The organism is Rhizobium sp. PP-F2F-G48, assembly GCF_004342335.1.
In the GTDB taxonomy this organism is placed as follows: Bacteria; Pseudomonadota; Alphaproteobacteria; order Rhizobiales; family Rhizobiaceae; genus Ferranicluibacter.
Genome location: NZ_SLVH01000004.1, coordinates 312,181 through 332,393, shown reverse-complemented (window position 1 = coordinate 332,393; position 20,213 = coordinate 312,181). Strand labels below are relative to the sequence as shown.

Annotated in this window: 17 protein-coding genes; 8 read left to right on the top strand and 9 right to left on the bottom strand. The window is 64.0% G+C overall.

Annotation, left to right across the window (positions count from 1 at the left end; all coding sequences use genetic code 11):
* Nucleotides 1-72: 72 nt before the first annotated feature.
* The 5 genes from C8J36_RS12760 (at nt 73) to lpdA (ending at nt 7,289) form a co-directional block, all read left to right on the top strand.
* Nucleotides 73-3,069, top strand: coding sequence for a 2-oxoglutarate dehydrogenase E1 component (locus C8J36_RS12760; RefSeq protein WP_132535364.1), 2,997 nt, complete (start codon nt 73-75; stop codon nt 3,067-3,069).
* Nucleotides 3,070-3,308: 239 nt separating this feature from the next.
* Complete coding sequence (gene odhB, locus C8J36_RS12755; RefSeq protein ID WP_062596281.1) at nt 3,309-4,550, top strand: 2-oxoglutarate dehydrogenase complex dihydrolipoyllysine-residue succinyltransferase; 1,242 nt, start codon at nt 3,309-3,311, stop codon at nt 4,548-4,550.
* 61 nt (nt 4,551-4,611) lie between these two features.
* The gene (locus C8J36_RS12750) at nt 4,612-5,025 is read left to right on the top strand and encodes an MAPEG family protein (RefSeq protein ID WP_132535362.1); all 414 of its coding nucleotides are present in this window, start codon (nt 4,612-4,614) and stop codon (nt 5,023-5,025) included.
* 98 nt (nt 5,026-5,123) lie between these two features.
* The gene (locus tag C8J36_RS12745) at nt 5,124-5,768 is read left to right on the top strand and encodes a LysE family translocator (protein WP_132535472.1); all 645 of its coding nucleotides are present in this window, start codon (nt 5,124-5,126) and stop codon (nt 5,766-5,768) included.
* Nucleotides 5,769-5,885: 117 nt separating this feature from the next.
* Nucleotides 5,886-7,289 carry a dihydrolipoyl dehydrogenase gene (lpdA, locus tag C8J36_RS12740; RefSeq protein ID WP_132535360.1) on the top strand — a complete coding sequence of 468 codons (1,404 nt, stop codon included), beginning with the start codon at nt 5,886-5,888 and terminating at the stop codon, nt 7,287-7,289.
* 96 nt (nt 7,290-7,385) lie between these two features.
* On the opposite strand, the gene C8J36_RS12735 is transcribed toward lpdA, so the two are convergent.
* Together C8J36_RS12735 and C8J36_RS12730 are read right to left on the bottom strand one after the other, a co-directional pair.
* The gene (locus C8J36_RS12735) at nt 7,386-8,867 is read right to left on the bottom strand and encodes an NAD-dependent succinate-semialdehyde dehydrogenase (RefSeq protein ID WP_132535358.1); all 1,482 of its coding nucleotides are present in this window, start codon (nt 8,865-8,867) and stop codon (nt 7,386-7,388) included.
* A gap of 1 nt (nt 8,868) precedes the next feature.
* Nucleotides 8,869-10,149, bottom strand: a complete 1,281-nt coding sequence (locus tag C8J36_RS12730) for a 4-aminobutyrate--2-oxoglutarate transaminase (protein WP_062596285.1) — start codon at nt 10,147-10,149, stop codon at nt 8,869-8,871.
* Nucleotides 10,150-10,289: 140 nt separating this feature from the next.
* Between C8J36_RS12730 and C8J36_RS12725 the strand changes: the two genes are divergently transcribed.
* A complete protein-coding gene (locus C8J36_RS12725; RefSeq protein ID WP_132535356.1) occupies nt 10,290-11,117 on the top strand; it encodes a MerR family transcriptional regulator in 828 nt (275 codons plus the stop codon).
* Here the strand turns inward: C8J36_RS12725 and C8J36_RS12720 are convergent, their stop codons facing one another.
* On the bottom strand, nt 11,118-11,669 hold the full coding sequence (locus C8J36_RS12720) for a L,D-transpeptidase family protein (RefSeq protein WP_132535354.1): 552 nt from the start codon (nt 11,667-11,669) through the stop codon (nt 11,118-11,120).
* Nucleotides 11,670-11,954: 285 nt separating this feature from the next.
* Here C8J36_RS12720 and C8J36_RS12715 point away from each other — a divergent pair, with 285 nt between their 5' ends.
* Both C8J36_RS12715 and C8J36_RS12710 read left to right on the top strand, forming a co-directional pair.
* Nucleotides 11,955-12,638, top strand: coding sequence for a response regulator transcription factor (locus C8J36_RS12715; protein WP_062596288.1), 684 nt, complete (start codon nt 11,955-11,957; stop codon nt 12,636-12,638).
* 54 nt (nt 12,639-12,692) lie between these two features.
* Nucleotides 12,693-13,148 (top strand): cyclic nucleotide-binding domain-containing protein, encoded by a 456-nt coding sequence (locus C8J36_RS12710; protein WP_062596289.1) that lies wholly within the window; start codon nt 12,693-12,695, stop codon nt 13,146-13,148.
* A 7-nt stretch (nt 13,149-13,155) separates the two neighbouring features.
* On the opposite strand, the gene C8J36_RS12705 is transcribed toward C8J36_RS12710, so the two are convergent.
* The 6 genes from C8J36_RS12705 to C8J36_RS12680 form a co-directional block, all read right to left on the bottom strand.
* A complete protein-coding gene (locus C8J36_RS12705) occupies nt 13,156-13,962 on the bottom strand; it encodes an exodeoxyribonuclease III (protein WP_132535352.1) in 807 nt (268 codons plus the stop codon).
* 96 nt (nt 13,963-14,058) lie between these two features.
* On the bottom strand, nt 14,059-14,721 hold the full coding sequence (locus C8J36_RS12700; RefSeq protein ID WP_132535350.1) for an outer membrane lipoprotein carrier protein LolA: 663 nt from the start codon (nt 14,719-14,721) through the stop codon (nt 14,059-14,061).
* Nucleotides 14,722-14,868: 147 nt separating this feature from the next.
* Nucleotides 14,869-17,511: a DNA translocase FtsK gene (locus C8J36_RS12695; protein WP_132535348.1), complete on the bottom strand. Its 2,643-nt coding sequence runs from the start codon at nt 17,509-17,511 to the stop codon at nt 14,869-14,871.
* Between the two features lie 158 nt (nt 17,512-17,669).
* Nucleotides 17,670-18,002, bottom strand: coding sequence for a hypothetical protein (locus tag C8J36_RS12690; RefSeq protein WP_132535346.1), 333 nt, complete (start codon nt 18,000-18,002; stop codon nt 17,670-17,672).
* Between the two features lie 230 nt (nt 18,003-18,232).
* Nucleotides 18,233-19,669 carry an ammonium transporter gene (locus tag C8J36_RS12685; RefSeq protein WP_062596293.1) on the bottom strand — a complete coding sequence of 479 codons (1,437 nt, stop codon included), beginning with the start codon at nt 19,667-19,669 and terminating at the stop codon, nt 18,233-18,235.
* Between the two features lie 30 nt (nt 19,670-19,699).
* On the bottom strand, nt 19,700-20,050 hold the full coding sequence (locus C8J36_RS12680; protein ID WP_018328583.1) for a P-II family nitrogen regulator: 351 nt from the start codon (nt 20,048-20,050) through the stop codon (nt 19,700-19,702).
* Nucleotides 20,051-20,213 lie beyond the last annotated feature (163 nt).

Here is a 20,213-nt window from a genome sequence, read left to right as displayed (position 1 = left end):
CGGGCGCGTCGCATGTCCCTGAGGCCGCATCCAACAAGTCAGGAGGCGGACGGACAGGTCCGCGATAAAACCATGGCAAGGCAAGAGGCCAACGAGCAATTTCAACTGACGTCCTTCCTGGACGGCGCCAATGCGAGCTATATCGAACAGCTCCATGCGCGCTACGAAGCTGACCCCTCGTCCGTCTCGGGCGAATGGCAGTCCTTTTTCAAGGCGCTGGCCGACAATCCGGAAGACGTCGTGAAGGCCGCCAGGGGCGCCTCGTGGAAGAAGCCGAACTGGCCCCTGACGCCGCGCGACGACCTCACCTCGGCGCTCGACGGCGATTGGGGCACGGTCGAGAAGGTCATCGAGAAGAAGGTTCAGGCGAAGGCCGAAGCCAAGGCGGAAGCAACCGGCGTTCCCGCCTCGCCCGCCGACGTGCACCAGGCGACGCGCGACAGCATCAAGGCGATCATGCTGATCCGCGCCTATCGCATGCGCGGCCATCTGCACGCCAAGCTCGACCCGCTGCAGATCGCTGCCCCGGTCGATGATTATCACGAACTGTCCCCGTCCAATTACGGCTTCGAATCCGGCGACATGGACCGCAAGATCTTCCTCGATAACGTGCTCGGGCTCGAATATGCCACGATGCGCGAGATCGTCGATATTCTGGAGCGGACCTACTGCTCGACGCTCGGCGTCGAATTCATGCACATCTCCGATCCGGAGATCAAAGGCTGGATCCAGGAGCGCATCGAAGGCCCCGCCAAGGGCGTCGAGTTCACGCCCGAAGGCAAGAAGGCGATCCTTTCCAAGCTGATCGAGGCCGAAGGCTTCGAACAGTTCATCGACGTGAAGTACAAGGGCACCAAGCGCTTCGGCCTCGACGGCGGCGAATCGCTCATCCCGGCGCTCGAACAGATCATCAAGCGTGGCGGCCAGGACGGGATGAAGGAAATCATCCTCGGCATGGCGCACCGTGGTCGCCTCAACGTCCTCACCAACGTCATGGGCAAGCCGCACCGCGCCGTGTTCCACGAGTTCAAGGGCGGCTCGGCCGCGCCGGACGACGTGGAGGGCTCCGGCGACGTGAAGTACCATCTCGGCGCCTCCTCGGACCGCGAGTTCGACGGCAACAAGGTGCACCTGTCGCTGACGGCGAACCCGTCGCACCTCGAAATCGTCAATCCCGTGGTCATGGGCAAGGCCCGCGCCAAGCAGGACCAAATGGCGACGACCTTCGATGGCGACGTCATTCCGCTGAAGGAACGCTCCAAGGTCCTGCCGCTCTTGCTGCATGGCGATGCGGCCTTTGCCGGCCAGGGCGTGACAGCCGAAATTCTCGGCCTTTCGGGCCTGCGCGGCCACCGCGTCGGCGGCACGCTGCACTTCATCATCAACAACCAGATCGGCTTCACCACCAATCCGGCCTTCTCGCGCTCGTCGCCTTATCCCTCCGACGTCGCCAAGATGATCGAGGCGCCGATCTTCCACGTCAACGGCGACGATCCGGAAGCGGTCGTCTATGCCGCGAAGATCGCCATCGAATTCCGGATGAAGTTCCACAAGCCGGTCGTGGTCGACATGTTCTGCTACCGCCGCTTCGGCCATAACGAAGGCGACGAGCCCTCCTTCACGCAGCCGAAGATGTACAAGGTCATCCGCGGCCACAAGACGGTCGTGCAGCTCTATGGCGAACGCCTGATTGCCGAAGGCCTCATCACCGAAGGCGAGCTGGAAAAGATGAAGGCCGACTGGCGTGCCCGTCTCGAACAGGAGTTCGAGGCCGGTCAGTCCTACAAGCCCAACAAGGCCGACTGGCTGGATGGCGCCTGGTCGGGTCTGCGCACCGCCGACAACCAGGACGAACAGCGCCGCGGCAAGACCTCGGTGCCGATGAAGTCGCTGAAGGATATCGGCCGCAAGCTCTCGGAAGTTCCCGAAGGCTTCAACGTCCACAAGACGATCCAGCGCTTCATGGACAACCGCGCCAACATGATCCAGACGGGCGAAGGCATCGACTGGGCGATGGCGGAGGCCCTGGCCTTCGGATCGCTCACCGTCGAAGGCACGAAGATCCGCCTGTCCGGCCAGGATTGCGAGCGCGGCACCTTCTCGCAGCGCCACACCGTGCTCTATGATCAGCAGACGGAAGAGCGCTACATTCCGCTCGCCAACCTCTCGCCCACCCAGGCGCGCTACGAGGTCATCAACTCGATGCTCTCGGAAGAAGCCGTTCTCGGCTTCGAATACGGCTATTCGCTCGCCCGCCCGAACGCGCTGACGCTCTGGGAAGCCCAGTTCGGCGACTTCGCCAATGGTGCGCAGGTCGTCTTCGACCAGTTCATCTCCTCGGGCGAACGCAAGTGGCTGCGCATGTCGGGCCTCGTCTGCCTGCTGCCGCACGGCTATGAAGGTCAGGGTCCGGAACACTCCTCCGCCCGCCTCGAGCGCTGGCTGCAGATGTGCGCGGAAGACAACATGCAGGTCGTCAACGTCACGACGCCGGCAAACTACTTCCACGTTCTGCGCCGCCAGATGAAGCGCGACTTCCGCAAGCCGCTGATCATCATGACGCCGAAGTCGCTGCTGCGTCACAAGCGTGCGATCTCCAGCCTGTCGGAAATGGCCGGCGAGACCTCGTTCCACCGTCTTCTGTGGGACGATGCGGAGGTCATCAAGGACGGCCCGATCAAGCTCCAGAAGGATGCGAAGATCCGCCGCGTCGTGCTCTGCTCGGGCAAGGTCTATTACGACCTGCTCGAAGAGCGCGAAAAGCGCGGCATCGACGATATCTACCTCCTGCGCCTGGAACAGCTCTATCCGTTCCCGGCCAAGGCGCTGATCAACGAGCTCAGCCGGTTCCGCAATGCGGAAATGGTCTGGTGCCAGGAAGAGCCCAAGAACATGGGGTCCTGGTCGTTCATCGATCCCTATCTCGAATGGGTGCTGGCCCATATCGATGCGAAGTACCAGCGGGTGCGCTATACCGGCCGCCCGGCCGCAGCCTCGCCGGCAACGGGCCTGATGTCGAAGCATCTGGCCCAGCTTGCCGCCTTCCTCGAAGACGCGCTCGGAGGCTGACGCGTCGACATGGGCATCCTCCTCTCCATCCCGGGCCAGAACGGACGGATCGTTGCACGCGCAACGGCTCCGGCCGGTCCCGCGGGATGGCTGGAGTGTCGGCCCGCTCCCGGCCTTACGCAGGGCCGGTTCCGGGGGCGGAACGCCGTTTCGCCCCGCTCCGCTTCCTCACATCTTCCCATTTCAGGCGCGACTGACCGGTCCGGCAGCAACGCCCGCAACATCAGGACGTTTTAACAATGGCAACCGAAATCCGCGTGCCCACCCTGGGTGAATCCGTCAGCGAAGCCACGATCGGCACCTGGTTCAAGAAGGTCGGCGACACCGTGAACGCCGACGAGCCGCTGCTCGAGCTCGAAACCGACAAGGTTACCATCGAGGTTCCCGCCCCGGCCTCCGGCACGCTGTCGGAAATCGTTGCCAATGAAGGCGAGACGGTCGGTCTCGGCGCGCTTCTCGGCCAGATCGCCGAAGGTGCGGGCGCAAGCGCCGGCGCTGCTCCGGCCGCAAAGCCTGCGGAAGCCGCTGCCCCGGCCGCCGAAAAGCCCGCCGCCGAAGCGCCTGCCGCCTCCGCCCCCTCCTCCATGCCGCCAGCCCCGGCGGCCGCCAAGATGCTCGCCGAGAACAATGTCTCGGCAGACGACATCGATGGCTCCGGCAAGCGTGGCCAGGTTCTCAAGGGCGACGTGATCGCCGCCGTCAACCGCGGCCTGCAGGCACCGGCAGCCCCTGCCGAACAGGCCAAGGCCCCGGCCCGCGGCCCTTCGAACGCGGCGGACGCCCCGCGCGAAGAGCGCGTGAAGATGACGCGCCTGCGCCAGACCATCGCCAAGCGCCTCAAGGATGCCCAGAACACGGCCGCCATGCTCACCACCTATAACGAGGTGGACATGAAGGCGGTGATGGACCTGCGCACCAGGTACAAGGACGTCTTCGAAAAGAAGCATGGCGTGAAGCTCGGCTTCATGGGCTTCTTCACCAAGGCCGTCACGCATGCGCTGAAGGAACTGCCGGCCGTCAACGCCGAGATCGACGGCACGGATCTGGTCTACAAGAACTTTTGCCACGTCGGCATGGCCGTCGGCACGGACAAGGGCCTCGTGGTTCCGGTCATCCGCGATGCGGACCAGATGTCGATCGCCCAGATCGAGAAGGAACTCGGCCGCCTCGCCAAGGCTGCGCGCGACGGCTCGCTGTCGATGGCCGACATGCAGGGCGGCACCTTCACCATCACCAATGGTGGCGTCTACGGCTCGCTGATGTCCTCGCCGATCCTCAACGCACCGCAGTCCGGCATTCTCGGCATGCACAAGATCCAGGATCGTCCCGTTGTCGTCGGCGGCCAGATCGTCATCCGCCCGATGATGTATCTCGCGCTCTCCTACGATCACCGCATCGTCGACGGCAAGGAAGCCGTGACCTTCCTCGTGCGCGTCAAGGAAAGCCTCGAAGATCCGGAACGTCTCGTTCTCGACCTCTGAGACCCGATGACGAGGCCTGCCCGAAACGGGCGGGCCTTGCACCTGACTGAAAGAGACCGTCATGGAACCCACCGTCATCGCCGCATCGCCCTTTCCGGCGCTCGTTGCCTGGAGCGTGGTGCTGCTCGTCTTCCAGATCTGCCTGCATGGCATGCTGGTAACCCGCGAACTCGGATCCGCATGGAATGCAGGCCCGCGCGATGGCGAAGCGCAGCCGAAAGGCGTGCTTGTCGGCCGCGCCGGCCGCGCATCGAAGAACCTTCAGGAAACCTATCCGGCTTTTGTCGGCCTTGCCCTCGGTCTCGCCATCGTCGGCGACCCCTCGGGCTGGGGGCTCATCGGCGCCTGGATCTGGTTTGCCTGCCGCCTTGTCTATATCCCGCTCTATCTCGCGGGCATCCCCTATATCCGCTCTCTCGTCTGGCTCGGTGCTCTCCTCGGCCTGGCTGTGATGGGCCTTGTTTTGATTTTCTGAGGCACCGGGCGTTGCGCCCGGATGCTCGATCTTCTCTCGTGCGACGGCTGACAGAGCTCGACGCCCGCCACTGCCGGAGACGCATGATGGAACTGTCCGTGCATCCCTACCTCTTCGAACTCACCTCTCTGATGGCGATCTTTTTCTTCGGCATCATCTCGCCGGGTGCCGATTTCGCCATGGTCATGCGGCAGTCGATCCTGCATGGGCGCCGCTCCGCGATCTTCACCTCCCTCGGTGTGGGAACGTCGCTGATGTTTCACGTCACCTACACGATCCTCGGCCTCGGCCTCGTCATCTCGCAGTCGATCACCCTGTTCAACATCGTCAAATGGTGCGGCGTCGCCTACCTGCTCTATATCGGCGTGAAGGCGCTCAGGGCAAAGCCGGCCGAGAGCATCGAAGCCTCGGTACCGGCCGAACCCGCCACCCGCAGCACCCAATCCGCGTTCAAGGCGTTCGGCCTCGGCTTTGCCGCCAACGCGCTGAACCCCAAGCCGGTCTTCTTCTTCCTGTCGATCTTCTCGACCGTGGTCAGCGCGCAGACGCCGGTCGCGGTCAAATTCGGCTACGGCCTTGTCATGGCGAGCTGCCTCATCCTGTGGTTCGTGGCCGTCAGCCTGTTCATGACAACCCCCGCCATGCGGGCCCGCTTCGCCCGGATCAGCCATTGGATCGACCGTGCCAGCGGCATGGTCTTCATTGCGCTCGGCCTCAAGCTTGCAACCGAGAAGGCCGCCTGAGCCGAGGCGTCTCAAAGGCGGGCTCCGCTCGACATTCTTATCCGGCAGCCGCTCTGAGCGGCCGCCACAGTCAACATCGGCAGCCGGGACAGGCTGCGCACGGAAGGACACACATCCATGGCATATGACGTCGTCATCATCGGAACCGGCCCCGGCGGCTATGTCGCCGCCATCAAGGCAGCTCAGCTCGGCCTCAAGGTCGCCGTCGTCGAAAAGCGCGCGACCTATGGCGGCACCTGCCTCAACATCGGCTGCATCCCCTCCAAGGCCCTGCTGCACGCCTCCGAGATGTTCCACGCCGCCGGCCATATGGACAGCCTCGGCATCGATGTCGAGGCGCCGCGCCTCAACCTGCCGAAGATGATGGAGCACAAGGACGCGACCGTGAAGTCGAACGTCGAAGGCGTGGCGTTCCTGTTCAAGAAGAACAAGATCGACGCCATCCAGGGCACGGGCCGCATCGCCGGTGCCGGAAAGGTCGTCGTCACCAACGAGGCCGGCGAAGAGCAGACGGTCGAGACCAAGAACATCGTCATTGCCACCGGCTCCGACGTCGCCGGCATCCCCGGCGTTCCCGTCGAGATCGACGAGACGGTCATCGTCTCCTCCACCGGCGGCATCGCGCTCGAAAAGGTGCCCGGCACGATGGTCGTGGTCGGCGGCGGCGTCATCGGGCTGGAGCTCGGCTCGGTCTGGGCCCGCCTCGGTGCGCAGGTCACCGTGATCGAATATCTCGACACCATCCTCGGCGGCATGGACGGCGAAGTCTCCAAGCAGTTCCAGCGCATCCTCGCCAAGCAGGGCATCACCTTCAATCTCGGCGCCAAGGTCACCGGCGTCGCACGCGAAGGCGACGGCGCGACCGTGACCTTCGAGCCCGTCAAGGGGGGTGAGGCGCAGACCGTTGCGGCCGACGTCGTTCTCGTCGCCACCGGCCGCAAGCCCTACACGTCAGGTCTCGGCCTTGAAGAAGCGGGCGTCGCGCTCGACAATCGCGGCCGCGTCGAGATCGACGGCCACTTCAAGACGAATGTCGACGGCATCTATGCCATTGGCGATGTCGTGCGCGGCCCGATGCTGGCCCACAAGGCGGAAGACGAAGGCGTGGCGCTGGCCGAGATCCTGGCCGGCCAGGCCGGCCATGTGAACTACGACGTCATCCCCGGCGTCGTCTACACTCAGCCGGAAGTGGCCTCCGTCGGCAAGACCGAGGAAGAGCTGAAGAGCGCCGGTATCGCCTACAAGGTCGGCAAGTTCCCCTTCACGGCCAATGGCCGTGCCCGCGCCATGCAGGCCGTCGATGGCTTCGTCAAAATCCTAGCCGACAAGGAGACCGATCGCGTGCTGGGCGGCCATATCATCGGCTTCGGCGCCGGCGAGATGATCCACGAGATCGCCGTGCTCATGGAATTCGGCGGCTCGTCGGAAGACCTCGGCCGCACCTGCCACGCCCACCCCACCATGTCGGAAGCCGTCAAGGAAGCCGCCCTCGCGACCTTCTTCAAGCCGATCCACATGTAAGGAACGACTTCCGGTCACGGCCGGAGGACCTTTTGGACATAGAAAAAGCGGGCGTCGTGAGGCGCCCGCTTTTCGTTTGTCCGGATAATCTCGGCCTCACACGCTGAGGCAGAGATACTTCACCTCGATGTAATCCTCGATCCCGTATTTCGAGCCTTCGCGGCCCTGTCCGGACTGCTTGATGCCGCCGAAGGGGGCGACTTCGGTGGAGATCAGGCCGGTATTGATGCCGACCATGCCATATTCGAGCTCTTCGGCGACGCGGAAGATCTTGGATATATCGCGGGCATAGAAATAGGCGGCAAGCCCGAATTCCGTGTCGTTGGCCATGGCGATCACCTCATCTTCCGTCTCGAAGCGGAAGAGCGGCGCGACCGGACCGAAGGTTTCCTCGCGCGCGAGCTTCATGTCCGGCGTGACATCGGTGAGAATGGTCGGCTGGAAGAACAGCCCGCCCTTGTCCGTGTCGCGCGCGCCGCCGACGGCGATGGACGCCCCCTTCGAGACGGCATCGGCGATGTGGTCCTCGACCTTCGCCAGCGCCTTGTCCGAAATCAGCGGACCGGCGCTGACATTCGGCTCGAACCCGCCGCCGACCTTGATGGCCCGCACCTTGGCCGCCAGCTTTTCGGCGAAGGCATCATAGACGCTCGACTGCACATAGAGGCGATTGGCGCAGACGCAGGTCTGACCGTTGTTCCGGTATTTCGACACCATGGCACCTTCGACCGCCGCATCAAGGTCCGCGTCCTCGAAGACGATGAAGGGCGCGTTGCCGCCCAGTTCCAGCCCGAGCTTCATCACCTGCCCGGCCGACTGCCGGAAGAGGATCTTGCCGACATTCGTGGAGCCGGTGAAGGTCAGCTTGCGCACCTTGTCGCTCTCGCACATTTCCAGCCCGACAGCGGCCGAATCGGTCGACAGGATGACGCTGAACAGCCCGGCGGGAAGGCCCGCCCGCTCGGCAAGGATCGCAAGTGCCAGCGCGGACAGCGGCGTCTCGGCGGCAGGCTTCGAGACGATGGCGCAGCCGGCGGCCAGGGCCGGCGCGACCTTGCGCGCGAGCATCGCGTTCGGGAAATTCCATGGTGTGATGGCAGCGACCACGCCGATCGGCTGCTTGACGACGATGATCCGCTTGTCGGCCTGGTGGCCGGGGATCGTGTCGCCGTAAACACGCTTGGCCTCCTCGCCGAACCACTCGACATAGGATGCGCCGTAGAGCACCTCGCCCTTTGCCTCGGCCAACGGCTTGCCCATCTCGGTCGTCAGAATGACGGCGAGGTCGTCGGCATTGGCGACGAGCAGGTCGTATAGCCGGCGAAGGATCTGCGCCCGCTCCTTGGCCGTCTTGCGCGCCCAGGCCTTCTGCGCTTTGTGGGCGACGTCGATCGCCCGCGCCGTCTCGCCGCGCCCCATGTCGGGAAGCGTGGCGACATGGGCGCCCGTCGCCGGATCCAGCACGTCGAACGTCTTGCCGTCGGCGGATGCCGACACCCAGTCAGTGCCGATCAGCGCCTTGTCGGTTGCAAGGCTCGGGTCTTTCAGCTTGGCGAGAAGATCGGGTGATAGGCTCATGTCAGGCTCCCTTGACGCAATCGCGCAGCGTGTCCTCGAGAATGTCGAGCGCTTCGGTGAAGATATGATCCTGGATCGTGATCGGCGAGAGGAAACGAATGACATTTCCATAAACGCCGCAGGTGAGCAGGATCAGCCCCTTTTCCAGGGCCCGCGCGCGGACCCGGTTCGTAAAATCCGCGTCCGGTGTCTGGGTTCCCGGCACGTTGAACTCCACCGCATTCATGAAGCCCGGTCCCCTGACATCGACGATCTGGGGAACGAAATCCTTGAACGACTGCAGCCGCTGTTTCAGCCGCGCACCCAGCTGTTCGGCACGTTCGCAAAGGCCCTCGTCGTCGATGACGTCGAGCACGGCGAGGCCGGCCGCAATGCCGATCGGATTGCCGCCATAGGTGCCGCCGAGGCCGCCGGGGCCGGGCGCGTCCATGATGTCGGCACGGCCGGTGACCGCCGCGATCGGAAAGCCGCCGCCGAGACCCTTCGCCATGGTCGTGAGATCGGCGACAACGGGATAATGCTCCATGGCGAACATCCGGCCGGTGCGGGCAAAGCCGGTCTGCACCTCATCGGCGATCAGCAGGATGCCATGCCGGTCGGCGATCTCGCGCAGCGCGATCATTAGTGCCTTCGGCACCTCGTAGAAGCCGCCCTCTCCCTGCACCGGCTCGATGATGAAGGCTGCGACCCGCGCCGGATCGACATCCGCCTTGAACAACCGGTCGAGCACGGCCAGCGACGCTTCGACCGTCATGCCGTGCAGTTCGGCCGGAAAGGGAACATGGAACACATCCGGCATCATCGCACCGAATCCGGCTTTGTAGGGCGCCACCTTTCCGGTCAGCGCCATGCCCATGAAGGTCCGGCCATGAAAACCGCCGGAAAACGCGATGACGGCGGACCGCTTCGTCGCGGCGCGCGCGATCTTCACCGCATTCTCCACCGCTTCGGCACCCGTGGTGACGAAAACCGTCTTCTTCTCGAAATCGCCGGGCACCAGCGCATTCAGCCGTTCGGCCAGCCGCACATAGTTTTCGTATGGCACGACCTGATGGCACGTGTGGGTGAAGCGATCGAGCTGGTCCTTGACGGCGGCGATAACGCGCGGATGCCGGTGACCCGTGTTGACGACGGCGATGCCGGCGGCAAAGTCGATGTAGCGCTTGCCCTCGATATCCCAGATCTCAGCGTTCTCGGCGCGCTCGGCATAGACCTGCGTGGTGACACCCACGCCGCGCGATATGGCAGCGCTCCGACGGTCGGCAACATCGACGTTCAACATGGCATCATCCCCTCTGAAACAGAGCGCCCTCGCACCCGAATTGGTCTCCTGTATAAATTACCTATATTTTTTCTGTAGAGTTTGCAATCCCGATTCGTCGGGCTATGAGAGGTTCGCTGCAGATTCCAGGGCCACTCGATATGGACGACATTCGCTTCAAGATCACGGAAGCCGCCCGTATGGCCGGTGTGTCCGCCTCGACGCTGCGTCTGTGGGAAAGCCAAGGGCTGATCGAGCCCCTGCGATCCGCAACGGGCCAGCGGCTTTTCGACCAGGCGATGATGGACCGGCTGAAGACGATCGGCTGGCTGCGCACGGAAAAGGGTCTCAATCCCGCCGCCATCCGCGAGGTCCTGAAGGACGAGATCGAGACCGCGTCACAGGCCGAGCCACAGGCTGCGCTGAAGACCGACGGAGACACAACCTCTGCCATCGGTCCGAAGATCCGCCACCTCCGACGGCAGACGGGCCGAACGCTGCAGAGCGTGGCGGACGAGACCGGCATCACCCTGTCGCTGCTGTCTTCCTTCGAGCGGATTTCGCAAGGCCTGTCCCTGCCGGCGCTGCACACGCTTGCCGCCTGCTTCGGAACGACGCTCTCGGCCCTGTCGGGCCAGGAAGGCGGCGACCATCGCCAATCGCTCATGCGCGCCGGCCAATGGTCCGCCTGGCCCGCAACCGCCTCCGGCGTCACCATCCAGCCCCTGGCCGAGGGGCGCCACCAGATGGAGTGCCACCGTTTCGTTCTCGCCCCGGGCGCCTCCAGCGAAGGCGCCTACCGGCATGATGGCGAGGAGTTCCTGCATGTCCTGCACGGCAGGATGCAGATCGTGCTCGACGGCGACCAGTTCTTCGACCTGACGGACGGCGACAGTTTTTATTTCGAGAGCACCCGTTTCCATGCCTGGCGCAACCTGCACGATGCCGAGACCGTGCTGATCTGGATCAACACGCCGCCGACCTTCTGATCATCCGAGCACCGTCACGCGCGTGCCCTTGCGCGCAAAGGCAAGGATTCGTCGCATCGCCGGCAGGCTGACCGCAATGCAGCCCTCCGTTGGCTGGTAGCCGGCACGCATGAGGTGAAAGAAGATCGCCGAGCCCGCGTTGCGACGGCGAACGCGCAGGTTCCAGTCCATCACGAGGCAGACATCGTAAAGCCCATCATCGCGCATCATCCGCTCGTGGCGTCCCGCGAAAGGAGCGGTCACCGGCCGGTTGTAGCACGCATGGCCCGGCGCATCGCACCAGAGCATACCCGGCCGCGTGCGCTTGAGGGGAAGACGGGTCGCGGGGGGCGCGATCCGGTCGGCCCTGACATAGCCACCGATCAGCGGCATCTCCGCGATCGGCGTCGCGCCATCGCCCTCCCGCTTGCGCGCGGTCGTGCCCCCGCGCCCGATCGCCGCCCGTTCCGTTCGCCCGGCAAAGGACACCAGCGCCCGGGTGCGACTTCCCGGCGCTGCCCGCACGATGATCGTGCCGGGGGAGGAACGGGGCTTTGCCGGGATCTTGCGCATGAGGGCTCACAGGAAAGTGCGTGGGTCGTGATGGTGCAGCCCCATCATGCCATGTTAGCTAGGCTTCGTCAGCGAAAGCGCGCAATATCCGTGAGGGATATGCGTTTTCGCGAAACAGCTCTCATGGAGAGGACACGCCGAGATCGCCCGTCTCCGGCGGTGGCCGTCCCCGATTGCGGCAAGGCCGGCGAGCACGATGGCTCTTGTGCTGCCGCGACCGGTCCAGCGCTTGCCAAGTCCGCCGCGAGAGCTAATTTACGCCAGACGCCTCAGGAGAGAACACCGATGTCATCCCGTACCATTTTGCTCGTCGACGATGATGACGTGTTGCGCCAGACGCTGGTCGAGCAGCTCTCGCTCTACGAGGAATTCGTGATCCTTCAGGAGGCGACAGCCAGCAAGGGCGTGCAGACGGCCCGCACCGGCACGGTGTCGCTGCTGATCATGGATGTCGGCCTGCCGGACATGGACGGCCGCGAGGCGGTCAAGCTCCTGCGAAAAGGCGGCTTCAAGGCGCCGATCATCATGCTCACCGGCCATGACACGGATTCCGACACGATCCTCGGGCTCGAAGCCGGCGCCAATGACTATGTCACCAAGCCCTTCCGCTTCGCCGTCCTGCTGGCCCGCATTCGCGCCCAGCTGCGCCAGCACGAGCAGAGCGAGGATGCCACCTTCACCGTTGGCCCCTATACCTTCAAGCCCAGCCAGAAGCTGCTGACGCTCGAAAACGGGCAGAAGATCCGCCTCACGGAAAAGGAGGCGGCGATCATCCGCTACCTCTATCGCGCCGACCAGAAAGTCGTGACCCGCGACGTGCTGCTGGAGGAAGTCTGGGGCTACAATTCCGGCGTCACCACCCACACGCTGGAAACCCACGTCTATCGTCTGCGCCAGAAAATCGAGCGCGACCCTTCCAATGCCGAGATTTTGGTGACAGAAAATGGCGGCTACAAGATCGTCCCGTAACAGAGGCTGACGGTCGGCTGTCCAGGTCCGGACGGCAATGGATCGGAGAGCCCCTTGGCGCTGAACGACGATATCGCCCTTCTCTCGATCGTGCCGCTCTTTGCGGACATCGATGACGACAAGCTCCGTCTCGTCGCCTTCGGCGCGGAACGCCGACGGCTGGTGCGCGGCCAGCAGCTGTTTCGCGAGGGTGCGCCAGCCGATTGCGCCTATGCGGTTGCCGCCGGACGCCTTGCGTTGACGCGCACGACGCCGAGCGGCGGCACCGAGACGATGGCCGCGGTCGGCCGTGGCACGCTCCTGTCCGAACTCGCCATGATATCGCTCGTGGAACGCAAGTTCACGGCGACCGCCGAAGTCGAGACCGAGGTGATCCGCATCACCCGCCCCCTCTTCCACCGCATGCTGGAAGAGTATCCCGACGTCGCCGCCCTCGTGGACAAGCGCATCCGCGACAATCTCAACGCGATGATCAACCGCGTCGGCAAGCTCGCCCCGCGCTTCCTCTGAAAAGCCTTCAAAGGTCGAAGGTCGCGATCACCGGCACATGGTCGGAGGGGCGCTCCCATCCGCGCGCTTCCTTGATGATCTCGACCTGCCGGAGATGGGTGGCGAGATCGGCGGACGACCAGATATGGTCGAGGCGTCGTCCGCGGTCGGCCGCCTCCCAGTCCTTGGCGCGGTAGCTCCACCAGGTGTAGAGCTTTTCCGGCGACGGCGTGTGCTGGCGCATCAGATCGACCCAGGCGCCGCCTGTCATGATCGATGTCAGGCCTTCGGTTTCCACCGGTGTGTGGCTGACGATCTTCAAAAGCTGCTTGTGCGACCAGACGTCGTGTTCGAGCGGCGCGACGTTGAGGTCGCCGACGAGGATGGAGGACACGCCGGCATCCGCCTCCGCATGCAGCAGCTTCATCTCCTCGAGGAAATCGAGCTTGTGGCCGAACTTCTTGTTGATCGTCCGGTCCGGCTCGTCGCCCCCCGCCGGCACATAGAAATTGTGCAGCCGGATGCGCTTGGACCCGTGCGAAAAGACCACCGAGAGATGCCGGGCATCGCCGACGCCGCAATAGTCCCGCCGGTCCACGAGCTCCGTCAGCGGCAGGCGCGAAAGCGTGGCGACGCCGTGATAGCCCTTCTGCCCGTGCATCGCCATGTGCCCGTAGCCAAGCGCCTCGAAGGCCTTTACCGGGAACAGCTCGTTCGGGCACTTGGTCTCCTGCAGGCAGAGGATGTCAGGCTGAAACCGCACGAGGAAATCCGACACCAGCGGCATGCGCAGGCGCACGGAGTTGATGTTCCAGGTTGCGATCGACAATGTCATGATGTGCCTTCCGGAATGCAAAAAGGTCCCGCTGGGGACCTTTAAGCAAGTTTACGGACGCAGGACAAGCGCGGGCGAGCCTCTTGCGCATGAGGCCTACTTGCGGATCTCGTCGTAAGGGATCCGGAAAACGGCGTCGTCCATCGGCATGCCGGTCTTCACGTTGAAGATCATCACGGACGTGTCCTTCTTCTGCGGATCGGTGATCGTCCACTGGCGAAGGTCGTAGGTTTTCGGATCGAACATCATGGTGATGGTGCTGTCGCCGAAGATCGATCGGTCGCCGAGCACGATGGTGATCAGGTCCGTCTCTTCCTTCACGTCGCGCACGGTCTTGCCGGAGAGATCGATGGAATTGGACAGAAGCAGGTTCAGCGGCGTCTTCGACAGGGGGTAGAGATCCCAGGTCTTGAGCTTCTGGTTGCCGATCACCACCGATTTACCATCGGCAATCACGCGCATCGGCGATGGCGCCTCGTAGTTGAAGCGGATGCGCCCCGGACGGCTGATGAAAAACTTTCCGCCCGTCTGCTCGCCGCGCGGGCCGAACTGGACGAACTCGCCGGTCATCGTCTTCACCGATGCGAAGTGATCAGCGATCTTCTGTGCGACGCCCGTAGATTGGGCGGCGGCGGGATCGAGCGGAATGCCTAGTGTCGCCAGCGCGCCGAAGACCGCCACGCCTGCCACGAAGCTGCGCCGCGACAGGAGCGACCGATCCGCCTGTCCCGTCCTGTCGGTCGTTCGTGTCTCTGTCATGGAAAACTCCTGTTCGATATAGCCGAGATGTGGCGCGCAAGTGCGGCACCTTCAAGACCTGGCCGGCGAAGACATGACCGGCGAGGACTTGATGGACCGAGAGTTAGCGCGAGAGAGAACGCCCCGAGCGCAAGACGATCGGCGTCGTCAGATCTCGTCTTCCGTCGGCACCAGAATCTCGCGCTTTCCCGCGTGATTGGCAGCGCCGATGATGCCTTCCTTTTCCATACGCTCGATCAGCGAGGCCGCCCGGTTGTACCCGATGCCGAGCCGGCGCTGGACATAGGAAGTCGAGGCCTTGCCGTCCCGGAGGACGACAGCCACGGCCTGGTCGTAGGGATCGTCGGACTCCGACAGGTTGCCGGTGCCGGCCGGACCGCCGCCATTGCCGCCCTCGTCGTCCTCGCCGTCGTCTTCGGTGATCGCGTCGAGATAGTCCGGTGCGCCTTGCGTCTTCAGATAGGAGACGATCTGCTCGACCTCGTTGTCCGAGACGAACGGCCCGTGGACGCGCTGGATGCGTCCGCCGCCGGCCATATAGAGCATGTCACCCTGGCCGAGGAGCTGTTCGGCCCCCTGCTCGCCCAGAATGGTGCGGCTGTCGATCTTCGACGTGACCTGGAAGGAAATGCGGGTCGGGAAGTTCGCCTTGATCGTGCCGGTGATGACGTCGACCGATGGACGCTGCGTCGCCATGATAACATGGATGCCGGCGGCACGGGCCATCTGCGCAAGCCGCTGCACGGCGCCTTCGATGTCCTTGCCGGCGACCATCATCAGGTCGGCCATTTCGTCGATGATCACGACGATGTAGGGCATCGGCTGCAGATCGAACTCTTCGGTCTCGTAGGTCGCCTCGCCGGTCTGGCGGTCGAAGCCTGTCTGCACCGTGCGGCTGATCGCCTCGCCCTTTTCCAGCGCCTGCTCGACGCGCGAATTGAAGCCGTCGATGTTGCGCACGCCGATCTTCGACATTTTCTTGTAGCGCTCTTCCATCTCCCGCACGGTCCATTTCAGCGCCACGACAGCCTTCTTCGGATCGGTGACGACCGGCGAGAGCAGGTGCGGGATGCCGTCATAGACGGAGAGTTCGAGCATCTTCGGGTCGATCATGATCAGCCGGCACTGTTCCGGCGTCATGCGGTAGAGGATCGACAGGATCATCGTGTTGATCGCGACCGACTTGCCCGAACCGGTGGTGCCGGCCACCAGCAGATGCGGCATCTTGGCGATATCCGTGATGACGGGTTCGCCGCCGATCGTCTTGCCCAGCGCCATGGCGAGCTTCGCCTTGCTGCCTTCGAAGTCTCTGGAGCCGATGAGTTCGCGCAGGTAGACCGTCTCGCGGCGCTGGTTCGGCAGCTCGATGCCGATGGCATTGCGGCCGGGCACGACCGCGACACGGGCGGCGATCGCGCTCATCGAGCGGGCGATATCGTCGGCAAGCCCGATGACGCGCGAGGACTTGATGCCGGGGGCCGGCTCCAGTTCGTAGAGCGTGACGACGGGACCGGGACGGACATGGATGATCTCGCCCTTGACGCCGAAGTCCTCGAGCACGCCTTCGAGCATGCGCGCATTCTGCTCCAGCGCGTCGGCCGAAAGCGTCGCATCGCGCACCACGTTCTTCGGTTCGGTCAGGAATTCGAGCGGCGGCAGCGTGAAGGTGCCATTGCCACCATGGCCATTGCCGTGCCGCTCATAGGCGGGCTCGGGTGCACGCGGCCGCGGCTGCGCCGCAACCACCCGTCCGGAGACCGGCGCGCGACGGGCTGCCGGAGCGGAGGAGACGTCGTCGTCGCCGGACAGCAGCCCGGACGGCAGTACATCGTCGGCACCGTCGGCACCGTCCTCGTCGGCAAAATCCGTGTCGAAGCCGGGATCGACCGCAGCCGCGGCGCGGCGCGGGGCCGCGGGACCATCGAGCGACGGCTCGACCCGGACGGCGGACTTGCGCCGCACCGGCTCGTTCAGCGTCCCGAATTCGTCATCGTTGAAATCATAGGGCTCGTCGAAATCGCGCTCCGGCGCGGGCTTGCGGCGGGCAAGACCGAAGAGGCGGCGGAAGCGGGCTTGCGTCGTGTAGCGCATATGCGTGAAGGCACCGGCCAGGAACAGGACGAAGCCGCCCTCCGCCTCGTCGTCTTCGATTTCCTCGCGAACGGTCTTCGCCTTGCTTGGCGTCACCACGGGCGCCTCCTCCTCGTCCGGATCGGCCACGCCGAAAAGACCGGCGGCGTAGACGAGAAAGACGGTCGCGGGGATGGCGATGATCGAACCGAGCACCGTGGCGAAGGTACCTGTCGGATATTCCCCGGTGATCAGGGCGGGCAGGCGCAGGATCATGTCTCCGAACACGCCGCCAAGTCCGTTCGGCAGGGGCCAGGTCACCGGCGCGGGCACGCAGGAGAGCGCCGCTGCAGCCAAAACCGAGCCGATGAACCAGCATGCGGCACGCTTGATCACCTTGTCGAACGGCTTGTTGCCGATGAGAACCAGTGCCCAGGCCAGAACGGGCAGCAGCGCCACGACGCTGCCGATCCCGAAGAACTGCATCATCGCGTCGGCAAAGGCTGCGCCGCCGGTGCCCAGAATGTTGGTCGGCGGATTGGACGTGGCATAGGAAAAGCTGGGATCGGCGACATTCCAGGTCGAGAGCGCCGCAACGGCTGCCATCAGCAGCCCGAAGAGCGCATAACCGGCAAGCGCCACCGACTGGCGCCACACGAAGGCCGACAGCACGAACCTGTCGGAACGGGTTTCGAATGCCGCCTGATTGCTTCTAGCCATGGAAATCTGCCTGTCCTGTACGCCGAGGCGCCCTGATCGTCCGAAGCGCACTGCGCCCCAGCCCACAGGGTAGGCAGAGGAGGTTAAAGCTCCATTAACCATGCCCGTTCAGAGGGCATAAACCGAGAGAAATCGATGGGGATCCCGGGGGCCTCGCGCTACAGAACGGCCTGATCGCCGATGCCGAGCGCCGCCTGCGCTTCGCGCACCCGCTCGGGCGTGTCCGCCAGCTTGTAGCCGGCCTCCACGAGCCGCGTCGTATGGATCTTGTTGTAGATGAACGCCCAGATGATGCCGACGATGAACCAGCCGAGGCCGACGCCGATAAAGGCGGCGATCATGCCGACGGCAATCATCCCGAGACCGATGCCGACATCACCCCGCAGCAGAGCCGGAATGCCGCCGAAGAACAGGCTGGTCCAGCTGAAACCGTAATAGCCGATCTTCGTGATGCCGGTCTCGGGGTTTTGCAGGCGGATCGCAGTAGCCATGATGTCCTCATTCAGCAAAGCCGAAACTTGAGAAGATTTCGGCACCAAGTCAATCGGCACGTCGACGTTCCCTATGGGAATCAGCAACCTGGCAGAGGCGCACGGCTGAAACGGTGAGGCGGCCGGGAGGCTGCCGGCAAACGAAAAACCCGGCAGAGGACTGCCGGGTTCGAAGACACATCGATGAGGATGGGCGGGAGACCGGATTTCGGTCGGTCTCCCGAAGACACTTACGAGTGGTAAGCCGCTTCGCCATGGCTTGCGAGGTCGAGACCTTCGCGTTCGGCTTCCACCGGCACGCGCAGGCCGACGACGACGTCGACGATCTTGAAGATGATCGCCGAGCCGATGCCCGACCACAGGATCGTCACGAGGACGCCCTTCAGCTGTGCCAGGACCTGCGTTGCCGTGCCGGCATAGGAGGCTGCGAAGTCGGCCGTCGAGTAATCGACGATGCCGGCGCCGCCGAGGGCCGGGCTGACGAACACGCCGGTGAGCAGCGCGCCGACGATACCGCCGACGCAATGGACGCCGAACACGTCTGCCGTGTCGTCATAGCCGAACTTGTTCTTCACCGTGGAGACGAAGAAGTAGCAGAGCGGCGAGACGATGAGACCCATGACGATCGCGCCCATCGGGCCGACGAAGCCGGCGGCAGGCGTGATGACCACGAGGCCGGCAACGGCGCCCGAGGCGGCACCGAGCATGGAGGCCTTGCCGCGGGTGAAGGTTTCCAGGATCGACCAGGAGATGATCGCGGCCGCCGTGGCAACGAAGGTGTTGATCATGGCGAGGACGGCATAGGCATTGGCTTCGAGGTTGGAGCCGGCATTGAAGCCGAACCAGCCGACCCAGAGCAGCGAGGCGCCGATCATGGTCATGGTCATCGAGTGCGGCGCCATCATGTCCTTGCCGAAGCCGGTGCGCTTGCCGACCATGAGCGCGCCGACGAGGCCCGCGATGCCGGCATTGATGTGAACCACGGTGCCGCCGGCGAAATCGATCGCGCCGAAGCCGAAGATGAGGCCGGTCGGGCCGTCATAGGCGCTCGGGCCGCCCCAGAACCAGACCATGTGGGCCATCGGGAAGTAGACGAAGGTGAGCCACAGGATAGTGAAGAGGATGACGGCCGAGAACTTGATGCGTTCTGCAAAAGCGCCGACGATCAGGGCGGGCGTGATGGCCGCGAACGTCATCTGAAAGCAGACGAAGACGAGTTCCGGAATGGCGACGCCCTTGGAGAAGCTTTCCGACAGCGTCGTCACGTCGACGCCCGACAGGAACATCTTGGAGAAGCCGCCGATGAAGCTGTTCAGCGAACCGCCATCGGTGAAGGCGAGCGAGTAGCCATAGGTGACCCAAACGATCATGGCGACGGCGGCAACCATCAGCACCTGCATCAGGACCGACAGCATGTTCTTGGTGCGCATCAGGCCGCCGTAGAACAATGCGAGACCCGGCACCGTCATCAGAAGCACGAGGATGGTGGACACAAGCATCCAGGTCGTGTCGCCCTTGTCGACGGTCATGACCGGTGCGGCAGCGGCAGCCGCTTCGGCAACGGCCGGAGCTGCGGTATCCTGGGCGTAGGCGACAACCGGCGCCAGGAAGGCGGCCGTTGCGGCGCCGAGGCGCCCGAGGGTTGTCGAGAATGTGTGAGATGTCATGTGAAGAAAGCTCCCTCTAACAGCCGTTGCTTACAGCGCTTCTGAATCGGTTTCGCCGGTACGAATGCGCACCGCATGGTCAATGGAGTAGACGAAGATCTTGCCGTCGCCGATCTGGCCGGTCTTGGCGGACGATGCGATCGCCTCGACCGCCTTGTCGACGATCTCGGAGGCGACGGCGATTTCGATCTTCAGCTTCGGCAGGAAGCTGACGGCGTATTCGGTGCCGCGGTAGATTTCGGTATGCCCCTTCTGGCGGCCGTAGCCCTTCACTTCGGTCACGGTCAGGCCCTGGATTCCGACGGCGGTGAGCGCTTCACGAACCTCATCGAGCTTGAACGGCTTGATAATGGCCATCACAATTTTCATCTGGTTTCCCATCCTTGTTCATCTGCGGCTCACGTGCCGTCTGTGCATGCCGATGAGCCTTGTTTCCCCAACGACCGCCAAGTTCTATTCAAGGCGCGTGCCAGTTCGGGACGTGGCCGGAAAATAATGGAAAAGACACGAAATCACCGCATTCCCCGGTGGGCCGCCAGGGAAA

Excerpts from the sequence above, each read along its gene's own strand:
- C8J36_RS12760 (WP_132535364.1), top strand. The coding sequence starts at position 73 with ATGGCAAGGCAAGAGGCCAACGAGCAATTTCAACTGACGTCCTTCCTG.
- odhB (WP_062596281.1), top strand. The coding sequence starts at position 3,309 with ATGGCAACCGAAATCCGCGTGCCCACCCTGGGTGAATCCGTCAGCGAA.
- C8J36_RS12750 (WP_132535362.1), top strand. The coding sequence starts at position 4,612 with ATGGAACCCACCGTCATCGCCGCATCGCCCTTTCCGGCGCTCGTTGCC.
- lpdA (WP_132535360.1), top strand. The coding sequence starts at position 5,886 with ATGGCATATGACGTCGTCATCATCGGAACCGGCCCCGGCGGCTATGTC.
- C8J36_RS12735 (WP_132535358.1), bottom strand. The coding sequence starts at position 8,867 with ATGAGCCTATCACCCGATCTTCTCGCCAAGCTGAAAGACCCGAGCCTT.
- C8J36_RS12730 (WP_062596285.1), bottom strand. The coding sequence starts at position 10,149 with ATGTTGAACGTCGATGTTGCCGACCGTCGGAGCGCTGCCATATCGCGC.
- C8J36_RS12725 (WP_132535356.1), top strand. The coding sequence starts at position 10,290 with ATGGACGACATTCGCTTCAAGATCACGGAAGCCGCCCGTATGGCCGGT.
- C8J36_RS12720 (WP_132535354.1), bottom strand. The coding sequence starts at position 11,669 with ATGCGCAAGATCCCGGCAAAGCCCCGTTCCTCCCCCGGCACGATCATC.
- C8J36_RS12715 (WP_062596288.1), top strand. The coding sequence starts at position 11,955 with ATGTCATCCCGTACCATTTTGCTCGTCGACGATGATGACGTGTTGCGC.
- C8J36_RS12705 (WP_132535352.1), bottom strand. The coding sequence starts at position 13,962 with ATGACATTGTCGATCGCAACCTGGAACATCAACTCCGTGCGCCTGCGC.
- C8J36_RS12700 (WP_132535350.1), bottom strand. The coding sequence starts at position 14,721 with ATGACAGAGACACGAACGACCGACAGGACGGGACAGGCGGATCGGTCG.
- C8J36_RS12695 (WP_132535348.1), bottom strand. The coding sequence starts at position 17,511 with ATGGCTAGAAGCAATCAGGCGGCATTCGAAACCCGTTCCGACAGGTTC.
- C8J36_RS12690 (WP_132535346.1), bottom strand. The coding sequence starts at position 18,002 with ATGGCTACTGCGATCCGCCTGCAAAACCCCGAGACCGGCATCACGAAG.
- C8J36_RS12685 (WP_062596293.1), bottom strand. The coding sequence starts at position 19,669 with ATGACATCTCACACATTCTCGACAACCCTCGGGCGCCTCGGCGCCGCA.
- C8J36_RS12680 (WP_018328583.1), bottom strand. The coding sequence starts at position 20,050 with ATGGGAAACCAGATGAAAATTGTGATGGCCATTATCAAGCCGTTCAAG.